The sequence below is a fragment of the Acinetobacter sp. SFB genome, assembly GCF_001647545.1.
Classification (GTDB): domain Bacteria; phylum Pseudomonadota; class Gammaproteobacteria; order Pseudomonadales; family Moraxellaceae; genus Acinetobacter.
Genome location: NZ_LSZH01000012.1, coordinates 132355 through 150694 on the forward strand (window position 1 = coordinate 132355; position 18340 = coordinate 150694).

The following is an 18340-nucleotide window of genomic DNA, read 5'->3' on the forward strand; positions in this document are numbered from 1 at the left end:
TTTCTCAACAATGTAATTATGCATTACATTGGTTTTACGTTAGCAACCGAGGTAATTCATATGACGATGAAATCAATTCGATATAATAGCGGAGATTTGGCGTGCTAAAGCGCAATGTTTTTTCTCCATTTATAAAATCAGTCCTTAGCAAGCTTTGTAGCGGGGTGAAAAAAGAAAGCTTGATGTTTTTGAAGCCCATAGTACGACAATAAAAATAGATCCAAATATAAATATTCTCCAGTCCCAATGCTTGGGACTTTTTTATTTCAGTTATTTTATTTAATCAGTAATTTGACGTACCGCATTCGACACTTCAATCGGCTCAATATGCTGAATTTTATGACCAAAACTTCTTAACCACCATGCCAGTTGTGAGGTAAAAGGCACGGTTGCAGTCACCTGGGCTAAACCATCGTCCAGTTTATGTATGGTCTGGTCTTTACTGAGTTGGCTTTCATCAAAATAATGCGCATCTTCTTCGGACATAATGAGTTTCAAAGCAATATTTTCAGTCGACTTACTATAATCCACTCTAAAACCTAATGCGCCAGAATCGATATAGGCATCAATATCAAAGTTAACCGGATGCATTGCACGTGAATTTAAAACAATGGCTGATTTAAAACGGTGCAGGGCAAAGGTCTGAATATCAGTTTTATCATGACGGGTACAGATTAAATATATAATTGCCCCTTTTTGAACCAAAGCTAATGGATTCAAAATATAATTTTTTTCTTCACTTAAGTGGCTACGCCCCTGATAAACACATTCCAGTTGTTTGTCTTGCAGCAACCCTTCATAAATGGCTTGTTGTGCCATTTTATCAACTACAGGGGGAATTAAGGGTTGAGTGGCCGGAACAATACGCACCCGATTAATCCATTGACGTACATTGTTTTGGGTCGATAGGCTACGACGTGCCAGATCAAACCACGGATTCATTTCCTCAATTAGGCTAGGTGGAAGCAAATGTTTTAAATGTTCTTCGACCATCATAAAGGTCACCGCTTGAGAACTGGTCATATGCGGCAAGCTTTGAATAGGAGCATCTGAGCGCCAACGCCAGCCCTGAGGCACCGTTTTACTGCTTTCAATGGGGAATCGCAGCGAGATCTGATTCAAGTCGCGTTGAATGGTGCGTAAGCTGATATCAATACCTTCACGTTGCAAAATTTCTTGTAACTCTCGGGTACCCATCCACTTCCCGGTAGAAAGACGAGATAAAATTTGCCATTGTCGGTATAGGCTGTTTGAGGTTTCTTTTTCTTGTGAGGACATAACTTAAATTAAAAATCGAGTTGCTTGTTTATATCTCCATTGCATGCTGAACACAATAAAAAAACTTGAATATTTTTCGCAAGTCCTTCTATTAAGCTCATCTATATTTTGAAACAGGGTTGAAAGAAACTGCCATTGAATCGCATTCGCTTTGCTGAATAAATATACAAAGCGATAAAAGGTTCTTGTATTGGCATATTTGTTGCTTTATTTAATTCAAAATATATAACAATTAAGAGGGTTGTATGCTTAAAGAAAAAGATTGGCCAGATTTAACTTTAACGGCTGAAAGTTTTACTCTTACGGTAGGAACAAATATTCATTCTTCTATAGGAGAATATAAAAACCATTCAAAAACAGGCGGTATATTTCAGCAGTTCAAATCTCATTTTTTTAATGAAATGACGGATGATCAAAGCATGTCAGGGGAAACCTGCAGCAAAATAGAACATTGGTTATCACAGCACAGTATTGATGAATTAAACTCACTAAACCAGATAGCAAAAGATCATTTTTTGTATGAAGGCATCAATTTTACCGTTTATGGTGAATCGGAAGGGATTGAACGAACTATTCCTTATGATCTGATTCCGCGGGTGATTGAAAAAAAACAATGGAATAAAGTCGCTCTCGGTTGTTCGCAAAGGGTTCGCGCGCTGAATTTATTCTTACACGATATTTACCACCAACAAGATATTTTAAAAGCCAATATTGTGCCTGAACTACAAGTGCTGACACATGATGCCTACCAGCCGCATATGTATGCACATGACTTAAAAGGTAAAATATATAGCCAAATTAGCGGAGTTGATATTATTCGCGACCGTCATGGCGAATTTTATGTACTGGAAGATAATTTAAGAACACCGTCAGGGGTGTCTTATATGCTGGAAAGTCGAAAAATCAGTCAAAAACTCATGCCGGATTTATGCCAGCAAAACAACATTCTAGGCATTGAACAATATCCGCAATTACTTAAAGAAGTCTTGGCTGAAAATGCTAATGTTGATAAGCCATTTATTGTGGTGTTAACACCGGGACGCTATAACAGCGCATATTATGAGCATTCTTTTCTGGCAAGGGAAATGGATGTGCCTTTAGTGACATCACGTGATCTTTTTGTAGAAAACGATAAGGTTTATGTGAAAACTATCCGTGGAAGACAGCAGGTTGATGTAATTTATCGTCGAGTAGATGATGCATATCTAGATCCATTATGTTTTATGCCTGATAGTACTTTAGGGGTGGCCGGCTTAATGTCAGCCTATTTACGGCACAATGTGGTGATTGCAAATGCACCTGGTACTGGGGTAGCGGATGATAAATCTATCTATCCATATGTCGATAAAATGATTCATTTTTACTTGGGTGAACAAGCAATCTTAAAAAATGTACCGACTTATCAATGTCGCGAAGCTCAAGACCTAGATTATGTTTTATCTAACTTAGAGCAATTGGTGGTGAAAGAAGCCCAAGGGTCGGGTGGATATGGCATGTTGATTGGTCCGCAATCCTCAAAAAGTCAAATTGATTCATTTAGAGACAAAATTATTGCTGCACCGAATCTATATATTGCACAGCCGACTTTAGATTTATCAGTTTGTCCAACCCTGACCGATTTTGGAGTGGCTGAGCGTCATATCGATTTACGTCCGTTTGTACTCAGTTCGCCTTATCGGACAGAGATTGTTCCCGGTGGTTTGACACGAGTGGCCATGCAGGCAGGATCTTTAGTAGTGAATTCTTCACAAGGTGGTGGAGTTAAAGACACATGGGTGGTCGATAATCTTCATTCTTAAACATCTAACCATGGGAAAGAAGTCATGATTTTATTAAATAGTAATGCTCAACATATTTTTTGGTTAGGTCGATACTTAACGCGTATTCAATATTTGTGTAGTCAATTTCCATTTCATAATAACCAAGACGCATTGCAATATGCGCATGCATTTTGCTTACCCGCTTTTGATGCAAGCTCGCTGAATACTTTATTACTTGATGCAGACCAACCTTCATCTTTTAACAAGCAATTCCAGCATGCCAAAGATAATGTACAGGATTTACGCGGCATATTTTCTGCAAAAGCGTATGCAGAACTCAATCAGCTCATTAAAAATGCCACTGAAAATACGGCCTATATTTGTGATGTTGCTGGAGAATGTCAGGATATCTTAGAAGCAGAATCTGAGTTTATCTTTCTATTTTTTAGTTTGGGGCAAAATATAGAGCAGTTAGATCGCCAGTTACGTCTGAAACAAGATCGAACGATGACACTAGAAAATATTGATAAAACTGTAGATTTATTAAATCAGATGGGCTGGGATCGACTGGATAGTGCATGGCAGCAACTTAAGTTAAAACCGGACAGTATGAATTTTTATCAGTTCAGTGACCACATTCAAAATCTATTTGAGGTGGATGTATGAAACTGATGATTAATCACCAAACTCATTACCAGTATACTGATCAAGCGCGCAACAGCATTCAATATATTAAGATGACGCCAACCACGAATCTGCATCAGCAAGTACATTCTTGGAATGTGAGTGTACCGGGGGAGAAACAAATAAAATCTGATGCTTTTAATAATGTCTGGATCACCAGTTCGCAGCGCCAGCCTTACCGTCAAATGACTATTATGGCGCAAGGTATCGTAGAGATGAATCCGAATACCCAATTTGGGATTGATATTGCCATCAATCCAAAATTATTTTTACAGCCTACGCCAAGTACCCTCTGTAATGCAGAAATGAAAAGTTTTGCAGAATGCTATGTTCCTCGAGTGAGTCGAGCCAGCTTAATGCTTTTGTCTGAAGCAATACTCAATCATATTCCGTATATGCCTGATCGAACCTCTGTACAAACCTCTGCGATTGATGCCTTCCAATGTCGCGAGGGTGTATGTCAGGATCATAGCCATGTGTTTATTGCGATGTGTAAGCATTTAGGCATACCTGCACGCTATGTGTCCGGTTACTTATTTGTACCGAATACATCTCACCTTGCAAGTCATGCTTGGGCAGAAGTATTTTTTGAAAATACGTGGTATTGTTTTGATACCAGCAACCAGTTATTTGTGCCTAATGCTCATATCTATGTGGCAATTGGTCGAGATTATTGGGATGTTGCACCAGTAAGAGGCATAAGAGAGCGCGGTGGTATTGAGTCGATGAACTCTATAGTTCAAGTGCTCGCTTGCTGAAACTTTAAAAGTCATAAGGAGCTCTCATGACTTATTGTTGCGCGCTACGTTTAAAAGATGGTTTGGTCTTTGTTAGTGATACGCGCACTAATGCGGGTGTAGATCATATTTCGGTATTTCGTAAACTCTATACCTTCGGCGTCGAGGGCGAACGATTTATCACCATCCAAACCTCTGGAAATTTAGCAACAACTCAAGCGGTTATTGGTCATTTGAATAATCATTTGGAACTTGGCCAAGAACCCAACTTATATAGTGTCAATACTATGTTTGAAATGGCTGAGCTGGTGGGTCAAATATTAAGAAAAGTCATTGCAGATGTTACGCAAGAAACGCATGCTCACGACCAGAGTAATTATTATTGTAGTCTTCTGCTCGGTGGGCAGATTAAAGGTTCAGAAATGCAACTTTATAATATTTATCCGCAAGGTAATTTTATTTGCGCAACAGAAGATACACCTTATTTTCAAATTGGGGAAAGTAAGTACGGCAAACCGATATTAGATCGGGCATTAAGTTATGAAATGCCCTTAGATGAGGCGGTACGCTGTAGTTTGATCTCATTCGATTCTACTTTACGTTCCAATGTTTCAGTGGGGATGCCGTTAGACACGATTGTTTATAAAAAAAATTCATTACACGTTCCTAATGGCAAACGTATTTATGAAGAAGATCCATATTTTAGGCAACTGAGTAAACAGTGGTCAGACACTTTACGCCGTGGCTTACAGAAACTGCCTATTCCAACAGATGATTATCTAGATTAAACATCGTTAAAAAAACCCAAGCACAAACTTGGGTTTTTTATACATTATAGAAATTTACTTTCTTATTGGACGGGCACTGAGGCGGCACAAGAGTTCATAACCAATCGTACCATAGGCTTCAGCCACATCATCGACTAAGCGGTTTTTACCCCATAGTTCAACTTCAGTACCAATTTTTACATCTAAACCAGTGACATCAATGGCAATCATATCCATGGCAACACGACCAATGACGCGTGTTTGTTGCCCATTAATTGCCACATAGTTTTGCTTAGAAAAGGCGCGCGGATAACCATCACCATAACCAATTGAAACAATGGCCAAATCCATTTCTTTTTCTGCAGTAAAGGTCGAACCATAACCCACAGATTCACTGGCTTGAATATGGTTTAAAGCAATGATTTGAGCAGTAAAAGTCATGACAGGTTTCAGGTCAAGATCATGTGCTGATCTATCTGCAAATGGAGATGCACCATACAGCATGATCCCGGGACGCACAAAATCAAAATTCAGTTCAGGCCATTTATAAATGGCTGCCGAATTACAGCAAGAACCCATGATTGGTGCACAAGCTTCTTTGACTTGAATGAACTGATTTTTTTGCTGTTCATTTAAGGGATGATTTTCTGCATCAGCATTGGCAAAGTGCATCGCTAAAACACAAGTAAAACCCTCGGCTTTAAGTGAGTTAATGACTTCAATAATTTCTGCTAATTTAAAACCCAGACGGTTCATACCGCTATTGAGTTTGACCCAAACTTTTAAACTTTTACCGATATAAGCATTTTTATAGGTTCGCAACCAGTCAAGTTGTTGCTGGTGATGTACGACACATTCAATGTTATTTTCAACCACAATCCGCATTTCATCTTCAGAGAAAATACCTTCGATAAGCGTAATCGGTTGTTGATAACCGAGTTCACGAATTTCCAGTGCTTCTTCAAGGCAGGCGACACCAAAGGCATCCGTTCCACTTAAGGCTGCTAAACAGTCTTTGACTCCATGTCCGTAAGCATCGGCTTTAACCATACTTACAATTTGAGCAGTTGGTACAAGTTGTTTAACACGGTTTAAATTATATTGCAGCGCTTCTCTGTCAATATAAACTGTTGCTTGGCGCACCCTAGTTACTCCTTGGGGTTACAATGAAACATTATAGCAATTTGAATAAAATTACTTATAAGCTACGATCAGAATATTGTGGATATGCTTATGATCTCGCTCAAAGTGGAGTGAGAAAGTTAAGCAAAATAGAGTGCCATATTCTATTCCTATGGCTAAAAATAAACACTAACTTAAAGTATATTTCAATTAAATTTAATACAGCATCGTTTGATGCTATTACTAAAATATCAGTATAGTGGCAGTACTTGCTGTCTTTCTGATATCTAAGTTATATGCGTTATAGAAAGACACGGTGAGCTTAAATTATGGTTCAATTAAAATGATTGCATAGCAGACTGAGAGAAAATAGGCAGTTAAAAAACAAGGTCATCACCTCGTTTTTTATCACTTATTCTTCATCATTATATTGAGCATAAAACTCTGGCGAAAGGTTACTGAATCGGGTGTATTGACCTTCAAAAGCCAGACGCACTGTGCCAATAGGGCCATTACGCTGTTTACCAATAATAATTTCGGCAGTACCGGCTTCTTTAGTTTCTTTGTTATAAACCTCATCACGGTAAATAAACATAATCAAGTCAGCATCCTGCTCGATCGCACCGGATTCACGAAGATCGGACATCACAGGGCGTTTGTTTGGTCGGTTTTCCAGTGAGCGGTTTAACTGTGAAAGGGCAATCACAGGACACATCATTTCTTTGGCCAAAGCCTTTAAGCTTCGTGAAATTTCCGAAATCTCACCAACACGGTTGTCGCCCATGCCCGGCACCTTCATTAACTGCAAGTAATCGACCATAATACAGCCAATTTTACCACCATGCATTTTGGCAATACGACGTGCGCGGGCGCGTAATTCTGTCGGTGGAAGAGCGGATGAATCATCAATGTACAGGTTTTTTTCTTGAAGCTGTAAAATCGTACCGGTCACTTTGGACCATTCATCACCATCCAGTTTGCCTGAACGTAAATGACCTTGGTGAACTTTACCGTAAGCCGAGATTAAACGCATCGCAATTGAGTCTGCTGGCATCTCCATGGAGAATACCAGAGCAGGTAGATCACAGTTAAACAGCACACTTTCCACCAAGTTCATGGCAAAAGTGGTTTTACCCATCGATGGACGTGCAGCAACAATAATCAAGTCACCCGATTGCATGCCTGAGGTTTTGTTATCCAGCTCCATAAAGCCTGTCGTTAAACCGGTAATACTACCTTCCATTTGCGACAATTCATTTAACTTGTCAAATACGTCTGCCACCACGGCATTAATGGGTTTTGGCCCTTGCGCTTTGGCATTATTATTATGTTGTTCGGCAATGGAAAAAATATTGGTTTCAGCCAAGTCCAAAATTTCACTAACACTGCGACCTTTGGTGTCATAAGCATTCTGTAAAATTTCCGAGCTGACTTTAATCATGCTGCGCAAAGTTGCAAATTCTTTAATTTTAGTGGCGTAGGTTTCCAGATTATAAAAACTAGAAGGGGAGTCTGCCATCAATTGCATTAAATATTCTTCACCACCGACAGCATCCAGCAAATTCTGTTTGATGAGCCAATCATTGACTAAGACTGCGTCGTAAGGTGAGTTTTCTTGGGTTAATTTTTCAATAGCGCGAAAAATATACTTATGGCGTGTCGCATAAAAATCATTTTCACTGAGTACATCACCCACTTGTTCGAAAGATTCAGCCACGGTCATTAGCGCTGCAAGTACAGCTTGCTCGATCGCCAAGTTATGTGGTGGAGTACGAAACTCTTTTAATTGGCCGGACTCATTCCCTTTATTATCTACTTTAGATGAGTTAAGCATAGCATTGGCATTCGCCTGTGACATATAAAACCCTGATTTTAAATGCGATAAAGAAGTAATTTGAAAATTGAGACGAATAGTGAATTTTCAACGATTTTCGTCTAGACAGATCATACCCGTTCTTAAAAAAAATGCGAATCGAAAATTTCATTGAGTTAAAAACAGTAATAAATAATTTGTATTTACTGATTTTTAGTAAATCTGGATAAGCTATTTTGCCTATTTTTACAGATAAAAAAAAGAGCATACAAAAGCATGCTCTTTTTCTTGCAGAAAATTACTCAGATACGATAGTAACGAGAACTTCAGCAGTAACATCATGATGCAATTGGATTGCGATGTTGAATTCACCAGTGTTGCGAAGCGCACCATTTGGTAAACGAACTTCTGCACGGTCAACTTCAAGACCAGCATTAGTTAACGCGTCAGCGATGTCACGAGTACCGATTGAACCGAATAGTTTACCTTCGTCACCAGCTTTAGCAGTGATTACGATGTTAACTTCGTTCAATTGGTCAGCACGTGCTTGAGCAGCAGCTAAAACATCAGCTTCAGCTTTTTCAAGTTCTGCACGACGAGTTTCAAAAGCAGCAGTATTCGACTCAGTCGCTGCTACTGCTTGACCTTGAGGGATAAGGTAGTTGCGGCCGTAACCAGCTTTAACTGAAACTTTATCGCCTAATTTACCAAGGTTTTTAATACGTTGTAATAAGATAATATCCACAGCTCAACCTCACTTATGATTGTCAGTGTAAGGGATCAAAGCCAAGTAACGAGCTTGTTTAATAGCAAGCGCTAATTGACGTTGGTAACGAGCTTTAGTACCTGTAATACGGCTAGGAACAATTTTGCCGTTTTCAGTGATGTACTGTTTTAAAGTATCGATATCTTTGTAGTCGATGTACGCAACTTTCTCAGCTGTAAAGCGGCAGAACTTGCGACGACGGTAAAAACGTGCCATTAATGTTCTCCTTATGCTTCAGCAGAGTCTTGAGATTGTTGTGCTTCTTCACGTTGTGCTTTACGCGCACGTTTTTCTTCAGCACTTTTAGCAAGCAATGATTCTTCAGTGATTGCGTTTTCACGACGAATAATAACATTACGAAGGATTGCATCGTTATAACGGAACAATTCTTCTAATTCATTAAGCGTAGTTTGACCACATTCAACATTCATTAAAATGTAGTGAGCTTTATGAATTTTGTTAATTGGGTAAGCCAATTGACGACGGCCCCAATCTTCTAAACGGTGAATTTGACCTTCAGCTTCTTTGATGTGAGTTAGGTAACGTTCTACCATACCCACAACTTGATCGCTTTGGTCTGGATGTACCAAAAGTACGATTTCGTAGTGACGCATTGTCAGCTCCTTACGGTTTGTGCAGCCCCTAGCTTTTGAAAAGCCAGAAGCAAGGAGTCACAACCAAAGTTGTGTCGCAAAAATTGCGAAGCGTGAATTTTAGTGGTTTTAGGGAGAAATTACAAGGGAATCTTTCTATGATGATTGAATTCGTCTACAAGCTTGACGGCAGGGAGGTTCAAATAAATAAAAATGGAAGAGAATCTTGATTAAGTGTTTTAAAGTAATGAAAATGAATGGATAAAAAAAGATAGAGTAGAACTCTATCTTTTTTAGAAAAACACGATTTTTGTTGCTGGTGCTTGGGAGGTAAAACTAAAACAGATACTAATAATCGTAATTAAAATGACTGAAAACAGGAAAAAGCGTTTTGCCCATAATTGGTCATTTTCAGCTTTAAAGCCCAGTACACCAATATAAAACCAATAAATGCATAGCCCGTTTAAAATAACGAGATATAACCAGTTTGTATAACCATATACAAATAAGGCATTCATGGTGATGGTAAATAAAACAACATAAATCAGTGATTCAATTTTAGTACGTAAAATAGAACGTGCTACAGGGAGAATCGGAATACCTGCATTTTTGTAGTCATCAAAACGATATACTGCAATTGCCCATGAATGGGGCATTTGCCAAAGTGCAAAACCAATAAAAATAAGCAGTGCAGCTAAGTCAAATTCATTACTAACAGCGGTATATCCAATCACTGGTGGGCTTGCACCAGAAATACTTCCAATAACAGTTTGGTGGATTGTTGTGCGTTTTGTCCAGAGGCTATAAAACACCACATAGACCACAAAACCAATCACCGCAAATAAAAAAGCGTACGCATTTACCCAGAACCATAAAATGCTAAAACCAATCACACCCAGTACTAAGGAATACACCAAAGCCACAGGCACAGAAATAGATTTTTTAACCATCGCACGGTTTTGTGTGCGCTGCATTTTTTGGTCGATGTCTTGGTCAATCACATTATTGACCACACAACCAGAGGCGACAACCAAAGTTGTACCAAGGAGGGTAATAAGCAATAAAAGGAAATCTACAGAACCTTGAGCGGCTAGGAAATAGCCACCCAAGGTGGTAACAAAGTTACCAAAGAGAATTCCTGGTTTTGTCAGGAATAGATACTTTTTCAGCATGACGATCAGTTTAGATCATCATGTTGTAGTGAAGGTAATTCATGATCCATACAGAACCAACCAGTAAGATTGCAACTGTAAGAATTGTATAGATGAATGCAATGACATTCCAGCGTTGTTCTGAAGAAGAGTTCATGTGCAGGAAGTAAATTAACTGTACAAGAATCTGAGCAACAGCTGTGATCGCAATCGTTGCAATAACTACGCCACGTCCAAATCCGCCTGCCATAACCATACCGAAAGGAATGACTGTAAGCAAAACTGAAAGGATAAAGCCAATGGTATATTGCTTGGTATTGCCGTGCGCTGCACCCGCAGAGTTGTGGTCATGACTCATTATAGAACTCCCATCAAGTAAACTACGCTGAATACACAGATCCAAACGATGTCAAGGAAGTGCCAGAACAAGCTTAGGCAAGCAAGACGACGAGTGTTTGGAAGTGTCAAACCATTTTTCTTGATTTGGTACATCAACACAAGCATCCAGACCAAACCAGAAGTTACGTGAATACCGTGCGTACCCACTAAGGTAAAGAACGCAGATAGGAACGCACTTGTGGTTGGGCCATGACCAGAGTGTACAAGGTGGTTGAACTCATAAAGTTCCATGCCGATGAAGGCAGCACCGAATACCCAGGTAATTGCTAACCAAGTAAGAACTTGGCCCACATTTTTCTTGTATGAAGCAAGTACGGCAAAACCGAAGGTCACAGAAGAGATCAAGAGAGCGAAAGTTTCAGTTAAAACGAAACCTAAAGAATCACCAAAAAGCTCTTTAGCACTTGGAGTGCCAACAGGAATGTGACTGCTTAATACAGCGAACGCGATGAAGAGTGTCCCGAATAGGATCAAGTCACTCATCAAGTAAGTCCAGAAACCAAAGACAGTGATGTCAGTATCATCGTGATGATGATGCTCATCGTGTCCATGATTGTCGTGATGAAGTACTTCAGCCATTGTCTTAGTCCTTCTTCAAGTGTTTTTCAAGAATCGCATAGCGTTCGTTTTCAATGCGTTCTACTTCAGCAGCAGGCACATAGTAATCCACTTTCTTAGTGAATGAACTTACGATAAACGAAACGATAGCACCAATGAATCCAACGGCTACTAACCACCAGATATGCCAGATTAAAGCAAAGCCCATTACCGTAAGCAGCATTGCAATAATGAAACCAGCCGCACGGTTGGTTGGCATATGAATGTCTTCATACTTGGTTGGTTTAGCGTATGCGATGCCATTTTCTTTGTCAGTCCAGAAAGTATCAATACCATTGATCTTTGGAAGATGAGCAAAGTTATAAAATGGAGCAGGAGACGAAGTAGACCATTCAAGTACACGACCATCCCATGGATCGCCTGTGTGATCGATATTGTTGTTGCGTTGTAAGAAACCAACAATGATTTGCATTAAGAAGCATGCAATACCAAGAGCAACCAGAACAGCACCGAACAATGCAATCGATACATACGGATCCCATTCTGGGTTGTCATATGTATTCAAGCGACGAGTCATACCCATGAAACCAAGGATATAAAGTGGCATGAATGCAAAGTAGAAACCGAAGAACCAGAACCAGAACGCTGCTTTACCCCAAGTTTCATTGAGTTTCCAGCCAAACATTTTTGGCCAGTAGAAAATGATACCTGCGAACATTGCAAATACTACACCACCAATAATTACGTTATGGAAGTGAGCAATCAAGAATAACGAGTTATGTACCAAGAAGTCCGCTGGTGGAACTGCCATTAATACACCTGTTAAACCACCGATACCAAAAGTCACAAGGAAACCAAGTGTCCAAAGCATTGGTGTTGTAAAGGTAATGCGACCCTTGTACATGGTGAATAACCAAGAGAAGATTTTCACACCAGTAGGGATGGCAATAATCATGGTCATGATACCGAAGAACGCGTTAACGTTGGCACCAGCACCCATGGTAAAGAAATGGTGAACCCATACAACGAAAGACAATACTGTGATTGCTACTGTTGCATAGACCATTGATTTGTAACCGAACAAAGCTTTGCGCGAGAAAGTTGATACAACTTCTGAGTAAATACCGAATGCAGGTAATACCAAAATGTAAACTTCCGGGTGACCCCAAGTCCAAATCAAGTTTACATACAACATTGGGCTACCACCCAAGTCATTTGTAAAGAAGTGGAAACCGAAGTAACGGTCAAGCGACAACATTGCAATGGTAGCAGTTAACACTGGGAACGCTGCAATGATCAATACTGCTGTACATAAAGATGTCCAGGTAAAGATCGGCATATCCATCAGTGTCATGCCAGGTGCGCGCATTTTAATGATGGTAACAAAGAAGTTAACACCTGTTAAAAGCGTACCCAAGCCTGAAATTTGAAGTGCCCAGATATAGTAGTCAACACCTACGCCCGGAGAATATTCAATGCCTGATAGTGGAGGGTAAGCCATCCAACCAGTTGCAGCGAATTCACCCAGTGCAAGAGAAGCCATCATCAGACCCGCAGCACCGGCAAATAACCAGAAACTGAGTGAGTTCAATAATGGGAAGGCAACGTCACGAGCACCAATCTGTAAAGGTACAGAGATGTTCATTAAGCCGACTACAAGACCCATTGCTACGAAGAAGATCATGATTACGCCATGGGCAGTAAAGATCTGATCGTAATGTTCAGGATGTAAATAGCCTTCACCACCACCTCGAGCGAGGAACTGCTGAAGACGCATCATGATTGCATCTGCGAAACCACGAACCAGCATGATTACAGATACAAAGATATACATGATACCAATTTTTTTATGGTCTACAGAGGTGAACCATTCAGTCCACAAGTAGTTCCATTTTTTAAAGTAGGTGATCCCTGCAGCGACTGCAAGGCCACCTAGGATCATCATCGCAACAGTCACCAATACAATTGGATCGTGTGGGATTGAATCCGGCCCTAACTTACCTAATAAGCTCATGTCTTATTCCTCTACAGAAGCTGCAGTCGCATGTTCAACATTTGCATGAGCATCAGAAGCAGCGGCTTCGTGACCAGCAGTTGCTGAATGATCAGCACCGTGGTAATTGCTCATGTATCTGTTAATCACTGATTCGAATAATTTAGGCTCTACAGAAGAGTAATAAGTCACTGGATGTGGCTTAGTTGGATAAGGCTTCAATGCTTCAGCAGCAGCCTTCTCTTCAGGAGTTTGAGCATTCACAACCATTACTTCGATTTGGTGCTTAGAACGGTTGCCGTCACGTAAAGCAGCAAATTCAGTTTGATCTAAAACAGTTTTTTGAACTGCATTTGGATTTACTGAAGTGCCATTACCTGATTTAACTGCCGCTACCCATTCAGCAAACTGTGCATCTGTCACAGAATGAGCACGGAAGCGCATTTGTGAGAAGCCATAACCTGAATAGTTAGAAGAGAAACCGCGGAAGCCATCGGCCGGGCTGGTTTCGTCTGCCAAGAAGTTCAAGTGAGTCTGCATACCCGCCATTGCATAAATCTGACCAGACAATGCAGGGATAAAGAACGAATTCATTGTGAAGTTAGAAGTTAAACGAAGACTAACCGGAGTTTTCTCTGGGAAGCGTATTTCGTTAACAGTCGCAATGTTTTGTTCTGGGTAGATGAAGATCCATTTAAATTGTTCAGCAATAACTTGAACAGTTAAAGGCGCTTTATCAGAGTCTACCGGACGGTATGGGTCATACTTGTGGGAACCCCACCAAGTTAACCACGCTAGAATACCAATAATAATGACAGGTATGCCCCATACTACAATTTCAATTGCAGTTGAGTGTGCCCATGTAGGTTTATAGTCTGCATCTTTATTCGATGCGCGATATTTCCATCCAAACCACAATGCCATAATTGCTGATGGAATAACCACCAAAAGCATTAAATAGATCGCAGTCATCATCAGGTCAGATTGACCTTGAGCAACTGGACCTTTTGAGTTTAGAAGTACCATATCACCGCCACACCCAGTCAAGAGTGCAGCCATCGCAGATAAAGACAATACAGCTAAAATTGTTTGTCTCATTTTACAACCTCGGTGAAGAGTCCCATTCCATAATTTAATATGGGATAGCGATTAAAGTGTCGCATGATTGGAAAGGTTTTATTTTTCACTTAGAAAATTCTAAGTATAAAAAAACCTTCCCAATCATGAGACACCGCTACGTTGTGAGGCATTATGCCTCATATTGTTGAACTAAGCTATATGTTAGGAAGCTTTAAATGACTGTTATAAAAACTGATTTTTTTACTCGGAATTAAACTTTTACTATAATAATTTTATTTTAATATCAATATTCTGGGGGGGAACAGGGATATAAAATAATCCCTGTTTGATGGTGTAATTATTGTTTAACCACTTTAGTTTTGGCTAATTTATCATGCAAAGTTTGACGCTTTTCACTCATGGCAACGACATGGTCAATGATCGTGATGAACGGCATAAACAACAGATTTAAAATAATAAAAATGAAACTTCGTAAAGTGAAGGCACGCATTAAGCTTACTTTTTCACCACTTTCCGCATCTACAATTTTAATTTTGGTCAGTTTCTTACCAATACTTTGCCCGGATTTGGCCAGCATAAAGGCCTGAATTCCAAGCATAATAATGATGTAGATAAACATCGCTTGCCATGCTTCTGCTGGAATAAGGGTAAATAATTGCTGTTGTAACTGAACTGCCTGAGTTGACGTTTCGGTGGATTGCATCTTTTGCTGAATTTCTGACAACTGGCTAACTTGTTCGGGTTTCAGGAAAAAAGATGGAATGGCAGCTGCAGGTAACCAGAGCAATAAATCAATAATTTTTGCCAAAATTCGTGTACTAATTGAAGCCAGTTCATTATTCTGAGCTGCTTTACTTTCAACATGTATTTTGTTAGAGCTTGAATTCTGAGCAGGGCTTTGCTCCGGAAAAGGTGTGGGAGCAATATAACCTTTAGGTTGATATACAAGTTTACCTTGGGTTAATTCACCTAAAGCTTTCCATTCGGTCATGCCTTGATGCCAAGCTAGATCTGTAAGAAGAACTTGCTGGCTAGCGAGCATTTGATTGAGCTGCTCTAGCGTATATGGACCAGCTTGTTGATTATTACGAGCCAAGTAAATTTGCATAAATATTAAATCTCAAAACGTAAATTAGGTTTGTATAGCAAACCCTTAAATTATAGATGAAAAAAAAGACCCAAATGTGGGTCTTTTTTTAACATAGTTTTTTAAGCTTGTTGAGCTTTTTCTTCAGCAAGGAAGAACCAAGTGTCTAAAACCGAGTCTGGGTTTAGCGATACTGATTCAATACCTTGTTCCATCAGCCATTGTGCAAGATCTGGATGGTCAGAAGGACCTTGACCACAAATACCGACGTATTTGCCTGCTTTACGGCATGCCTGAATTGCCATAGAAAGAAGCGCTTTAACCGCTGGATCACGCTCGTCAAACAGGTGAGAAACGATACCAGAGTCACGGTCAAGACCAAGTGTTAACTGAGTCAAGTCGTTAGAACCGATCGAGAAGCCATCAAAGTGTTCAAGGAATTGATCAGCCAATAATGCATTGGTTGGCAATTCACACATCATGATCACTTTAAGACCATTTTCACCGCGTTTAAGACCGTTAAGCGCCAATAATTCCATCACACGTTTCGCTTCAGCAACTGTACGTACGAAAGGAATCATGATTTGAATGTTGGTTAAGCCCATTTCGTCACGTGCTTTCTTCAATGCGCGGCATTCAAGCTCAAAACAGTCACGGAAGTTGTCAGACACGTAACGGCTAGCGCCACGGAAACCAAGCATTGGGTTTTCTTCTTCTGGCTCGTATAACTTACCGCCGATCAAGTTGGCATATTCGTTTGACTTGAAGTCAGACATACGAACAATCACAGGTTTGTCAGCGAATGCAGCAGCAAGCGTTGAAATACCTTCAACCAATTTTTCGACATAGAATTCGATTGGAGAAGAGTAACCTGCAGTACGCGCCATAACAGCTGCACGAGTTTCGCGTGGAAGACTGTCAATGTTCAATAACGCTTTAGGATGCACACCAATCATACGGTTGATGATGAATTCTAAACGTGCAAGACCAATACCTTCGTTCGGAATGGTCGCGAAATCGAATGCGCGGTCAGGGTTACCTACGTTCATCATGATTTTGAAAGGAAGTTTAGGCATTGATTCAATTGAGTTGCGTTGAATTTCGAAATCTAAAGAACCTTCGTAGATAAAGCCTGTATCACCTTCAGCACAAGATACAGTCACTTCCTGACCGTCTACAAGCACTTCAGTTGCATTACCACAACCCACGATTGCAGGAACACCAAGCTCACGTGCGATAATTGCCGCGTGACAAGTACGACCACCACGATTTGTTACAATCGCAGCTGCACGTTTCATGACTGGTTCCCAATCCGGGTCAGTCATGTCAGATACAAGAACATCACCGTCTTGCACTTTGTCCATTTCTTTGATTGAAGAAACGATACGTACACGACCAGAACCTATACGTTGACCAATTGAACGACCTTCACAAATCACAGTACCTTTTTGTTTAAGCAGGTAGCGTTCCATTGTGCCGACATTTTCACGGCTTTTTACTGTTTCAGGACGTGCTTGAACGATATATATTTCACCATCATCGCCATCTTTCGCCCATTCGATGTCCATTGGAGAACCGTAATGGTTTTCAATGATCAATGCTTGTTTGGCAAGTTCTTGGAGTTCGTGATCATTTAACGCGAATTGTTGACGATCTTGTTTTTCAACGTCTACAACCACCACAGATTTACCAGCAGAAGCTTCTTCGCCATAAATCATTTTTTGGTGTTTAGAGCCAAGATTACGACGCAGGATAGAATGTTTGCCAGCGTTTAATAATGGTTTAGAGAGGTAGAATTCATCAGGGTTTACTGCGCCCTGAACGACCATTTCACCCAAACCATAAGATGCAGTAATGAAGACAACATCACGGAAACCAGATTCTGTGTCAAGTGTAAACATTACACCGGCAGCGCCTGTTTCAGAACGCACCATGCGTTGAATACCCGCAGAAAGGGCAACAACTTCATGTTTAAAGTTTTGATGTACGCGGTATGAAATTGCACGGTCATTATATAAAGATGCAAAAACTTCTTTAATCGCGATCAGTACATTATCGATCCCGCGAATGTTCAAGAAAGTTTCTTGCTGGCCGGCAAAAGAAGCGTCTGGTAAGTCTTCTGCAGTTGCAGATGAACGAACGGCAACCGCGATGTCAGGGTTGCCGTTGGACAATTCAGCGAAAGCGTTGCGAACTTCTTTTTCGAGTTCTGCTGTAAGCGGAGTATCGACAATCCATTGGCGAATTTTAGCGCCAGATACTGCAAGAGCATTTACGTCATCAACATTTAAAGTTGATAGCTCTGCCTGAATTTTAGCGTTTAGGCCACTTTGCTCGAGAAATTCACGATAAGCAGCCGCAGTCGTTGCGAAACCACCTGGTACTGACACACCAGCATTGGATAAATGGCTGATCATTTCACCTAAAGATGAGTTTTTCCCACCTACAAGTTCAACGTCGTGCTTCCCTAATTTTTCTAGACCAATTACGCGCGCTTCCAAAGTTGTTACTCCACTTTTGCAGTATTAATCACTATCTTGGCATGAAATTAT

The 18340-nt window shown here is 40.3% G+C and carries 17 protein-coding genes; 4 read left to right on the top strand and 13 right to left on the bottom strand.

The window, feature by feature from the left end:
* Positions 1-279: 279 nt before the first annotated feature.
* Positions 280-1278, bottom strand: coding sequence for a helix-turn-helix transcriptional regulator (locus AY606_RS07970; protein ID WP_067866893.1), 999 nt, complete (start codon positions 1276-1278; stop codon positions 280-282).
* Positions 1279-1523: 245 nt separating this feature from the next.
* Between AY606_RS07970 and AY606_RS07975 the strand changes: the two genes are divergently transcribed.
* From AY606_RS07975 to AY606_RS07990, 4 genes are read left to right on the top strand one after another with little or no spacing between them, the layout of a single operon-like run.
* Positions 1524-3077 carry a circularly permuted type 2 ATP-grasp protein gene (locus tag AY606_RS07975; RefSeq protein ID WP_067866895.1) on the top strand — a complete coding sequence of 518 codons (1554 nt, stop codon included), beginning with the start codon at positions 1524-1526 and terminating at the stop codon, positions 3075-3077.
* Positions 3078-3101: 24 nt separating this feature from the next.
* On the top strand, positions 3102-3704 hold the full coding sequence (locus tag AY606_RS07980) for an alpha-E domain-containing protein (protein WP_067866896.1): 603 nt from the start codon (positions 3102-3104) through the stop codon (positions 3702-3704).
* Positions 3701-4480 carry a transglutaminase family protein gene (locus AY606_RS07985; protein ID WP_067866899.1) on the top strand — a complete coding sequence of 260 codons (780 nt, stop codon included), beginning with the start codon at positions 3701-3703 and terminating at the stop codon, positions 4478-4480. The genes AY606_RS07980 and AY606_RS07985 overlap by 4 nt, the downstream gene beginning before the upstream one ends.
* Positions 4481-4506: 26 nt before the next feature.
* Positions 4507-5247: a proteasome-type protease gene (locus tag AY606_RS07990; RefSeq protein ID WP_067866900.1), complete on the top strand. Its 741-nt coding sequence runs from the start codon at positions 4507-4509 to the stop codon at positions 5245-5247.
* A 54-nt stretch (positions 5248-5301) separates the two neighbouring features.
* On the opposite strand, the gene alr is transcribed toward AY606_RS07990, so the two are convergent.
* The 12 genes from alr to ppsA all read right to left on the bottom strand — a co-directional run bounded on the left by alr (position 5302) and on the right by ppsA (position 18289).
* Positions 5302-6369, bottom strand: coding sequence for an alanine racemase (gene alr / locus AY606_RS07995; protein ID WP_067866902.1), 1068 nt, complete (start codon positions 6367-6369; stop codon positions 5302-5304).
* Positions 6370-6760: 391 nt separating this feature from the next.
* Positions 6761-8206: a replicative DNA helicase gene (dnaB, locus tag AY606_RS08005; RefSeq protein ID WP_067866907.1), complete on the bottom strand. Its 1446-nt coding sequence runs from the start codon at positions 8204-8206 to the stop codon at positions 6761-6763.
* 253 nt (positions 8207-8459) lie between these two features.
* Complete coding sequence (gene rplI / locus AY606_RS08010) at positions 8460-8906, bottom strand: 50S ribosomal protein L9 (RefSeq protein WP_067866909.1); 447 nt, start codon at positions 8904-8906, stop codon at positions 8460-8462.
* Between the two features lie 9 nt (positions 8907-8915).
* Complete coding sequence (rpsR, locus tag AY606_RS08015) at positions 8916-9143, bottom strand: 30S ribosomal protein S18 (RefSeq protein ID WP_004676982.1); 228 nt, start codon at positions 9141-9143, stop codon at positions 8916-8918.
* A gap of 11 nt (positions 9144-9154) precedes the next feature.
* On the bottom strand, positions 9155-9541 hold the full coding sequence (gene rpsF / locus AY606_RS08020) for a 30S ribosomal protein S6 (RefSeq protein ID WP_053578020.1): 387 nt from the start codon (positions 9539-9541) through the stop codon (positions 9155-9157).
* Positions 9542-9813: 272 nt separating this feature from the next.
* Positions 9814-10692, bottom strand: a complete 879-nt coding sequence (cyoE, locus tag AY606_RS08025) for a heme o synthase (RefSeq protein WP_067866912.1) — start codon at positions 10690-10692, stop codon at positions 9814-9816.
* Positions 10693-10702: 10 nt separating this feature from the next.
* Positions 10703-11032 carry a cytochrome o ubiquinol oxidase subunit IV gene (locus tag AY606_RS08030; RefSeq protein WP_171255384.1) on the bottom strand — a complete coding sequence of 110 codons (330 nt, stop codon included), beginning with the start codon at positions 11030-11032 and terminating at the stop codon, positions 10703-10705.
* On the bottom strand, positions 11029-11649 hold the full coding sequence (gene cyoC / locus AY606_RS08035) for a cytochrome o ubiquinol oxidase subunit III (protein WP_067866916.1): 621 nt from the start codon (positions 11647-11649) through the stop codon (positions 11029-11031). Before cyoC ends, AY606_RS08030 begins: the two co-directional genes overlap by 4 nt.
* Positions 11650-11653: 4 nt before the next feature.
* Complete coding sequence (gene cyoB, locus AY606_RS08040) at positions 11654-13642, bottom strand: cytochrome o ubiquinol oxidase subunit I (protein ID WP_067866918.1); 1989 nt, start codon at positions 13640-13642, stop codon at positions 11654-11656.
* 3 nt (positions 13643-13645) lie between these two features.
* Positions 13646-14719, bottom strand: coding sequence for a ubiquinol oxidase subunit II (gene cyoA, locus AY606_RS08045; protein WP_067866920.1), 1074 nt, complete (start codon positions 14717-14719; stop codon positions 13646-13648).
* Positions 14720-15038: 319 nt separating this feature from the next.
* Positions 15039-15809, bottom strand: a complete 771-nt coding sequence (locus AY606_RS08050) for an RDD family protein (RefSeq protein WP_067866922.1) — start codon at positions 15807-15809, stop codon at positions 15039-15041.
* 101 nt (positions 15810-15910) lie between these two features.
* Positions 15911-18289, bottom strand: coding sequence for a phosphoenolpyruvate synthase (gene ppsA / locus AY606_RS08055; protein ID WP_067866923.1), 2379 nt, complete (start codon positions 18287-18289; stop codon positions 15911-15913).
* Positions 18290-18340 lie beyond the last annotated feature (51 nt).

Excerpts from the sequence above, each read along its gene's own strand:
- AY606_RS07970 (WP_067866893.1), bottom strand. The coding sequence starts at position 1,278 with ATGTCCTCACAAGAAAAAGAAACCTCAAACAGCCTATACCGACAATGG.
- AY606_RS07975 (WP_067866895.1), top strand. The coding sequence starts at position 1,524 with ATGCTTAAAGAAAAAGATTGGCCAGATTTAACTTTAACGGCTGAAAGT.
- AY606_RS07980 (WP_067866896.1), top strand. The coding sequence starts at position 3,102 with ATGATTTTATTAAATAGTAATGCTCAACATATTTTTTGGTTAGGTCGA.
- AY606_RS07985 (WP_067866899.1), top strand. The coding sequence starts at position 3,701 with ATGAAACTGATGATTAATCACCAAACTCATTACCAGTATACTGATCAA.
- AY606_RS07990 (WP_067866900.1), top strand. The coding sequence starts at position 4,507 with ATGACTTATTGTTGCGCGCTACGTTTAAAAGATGGTTTGGTCTTTGTT.
- dnaB (WP_067866907.1), bottom strand. The coding sequence starts at position 8,206 with ATGTCACAGGCGAATGCCAATGCTATGCTTAACTCATCTAAAGTAGAT.
- rpsR (WP_004676982.1), bottom strand. The coding sequence starts at position 9,143 with ATGGCACGTTTTTACCGTCGTCGCAAGTTCTGCCGCTTTACAGCTGAG.
- rpsF (WP_053578020.1), bottom strand. The coding sequence starts at position 9,541 with ATGCGTCACTACGAAATCGTACTTTTGGTACATCCAGACCAAAGCGAT.
- cyoE (WP_067866912.1), bottom strand. The coding sequence starts at position 10,692 with ATGCTGAAAAAGTATCTATTCCTGACAAAACCAGGAATTCTCTTTGGT.
- cyoC (WP_067866916.1), bottom strand. The coding sequence starts at position 11,649 with ATGGCTGAAGTACTTCATCACGACAATCATGGACACGATGAGCATCAT.
- cyoB (WP_067866918.1), bottom strand. The coding sequence starts at position 13,642 with ATGAGCTTATTAGGTAAGTTAGGGCCGGATTCAATCCCACACGATCCA.
- cyoA (WP_067866920.1), bottom strand. The coding sequence starts at position 14,719 with ATGAGACAAACAATTTTAGCTGTATTGTCTTTATCTGCGATGGCTGCA.
- AY606_RS08050 (WP_067866922.1), bottom strand. The coding sequence starts at position 15,809 with ATGCAAATTTACTTGGCTCGTAATAATCAACAAGCTGGTCCATATACG.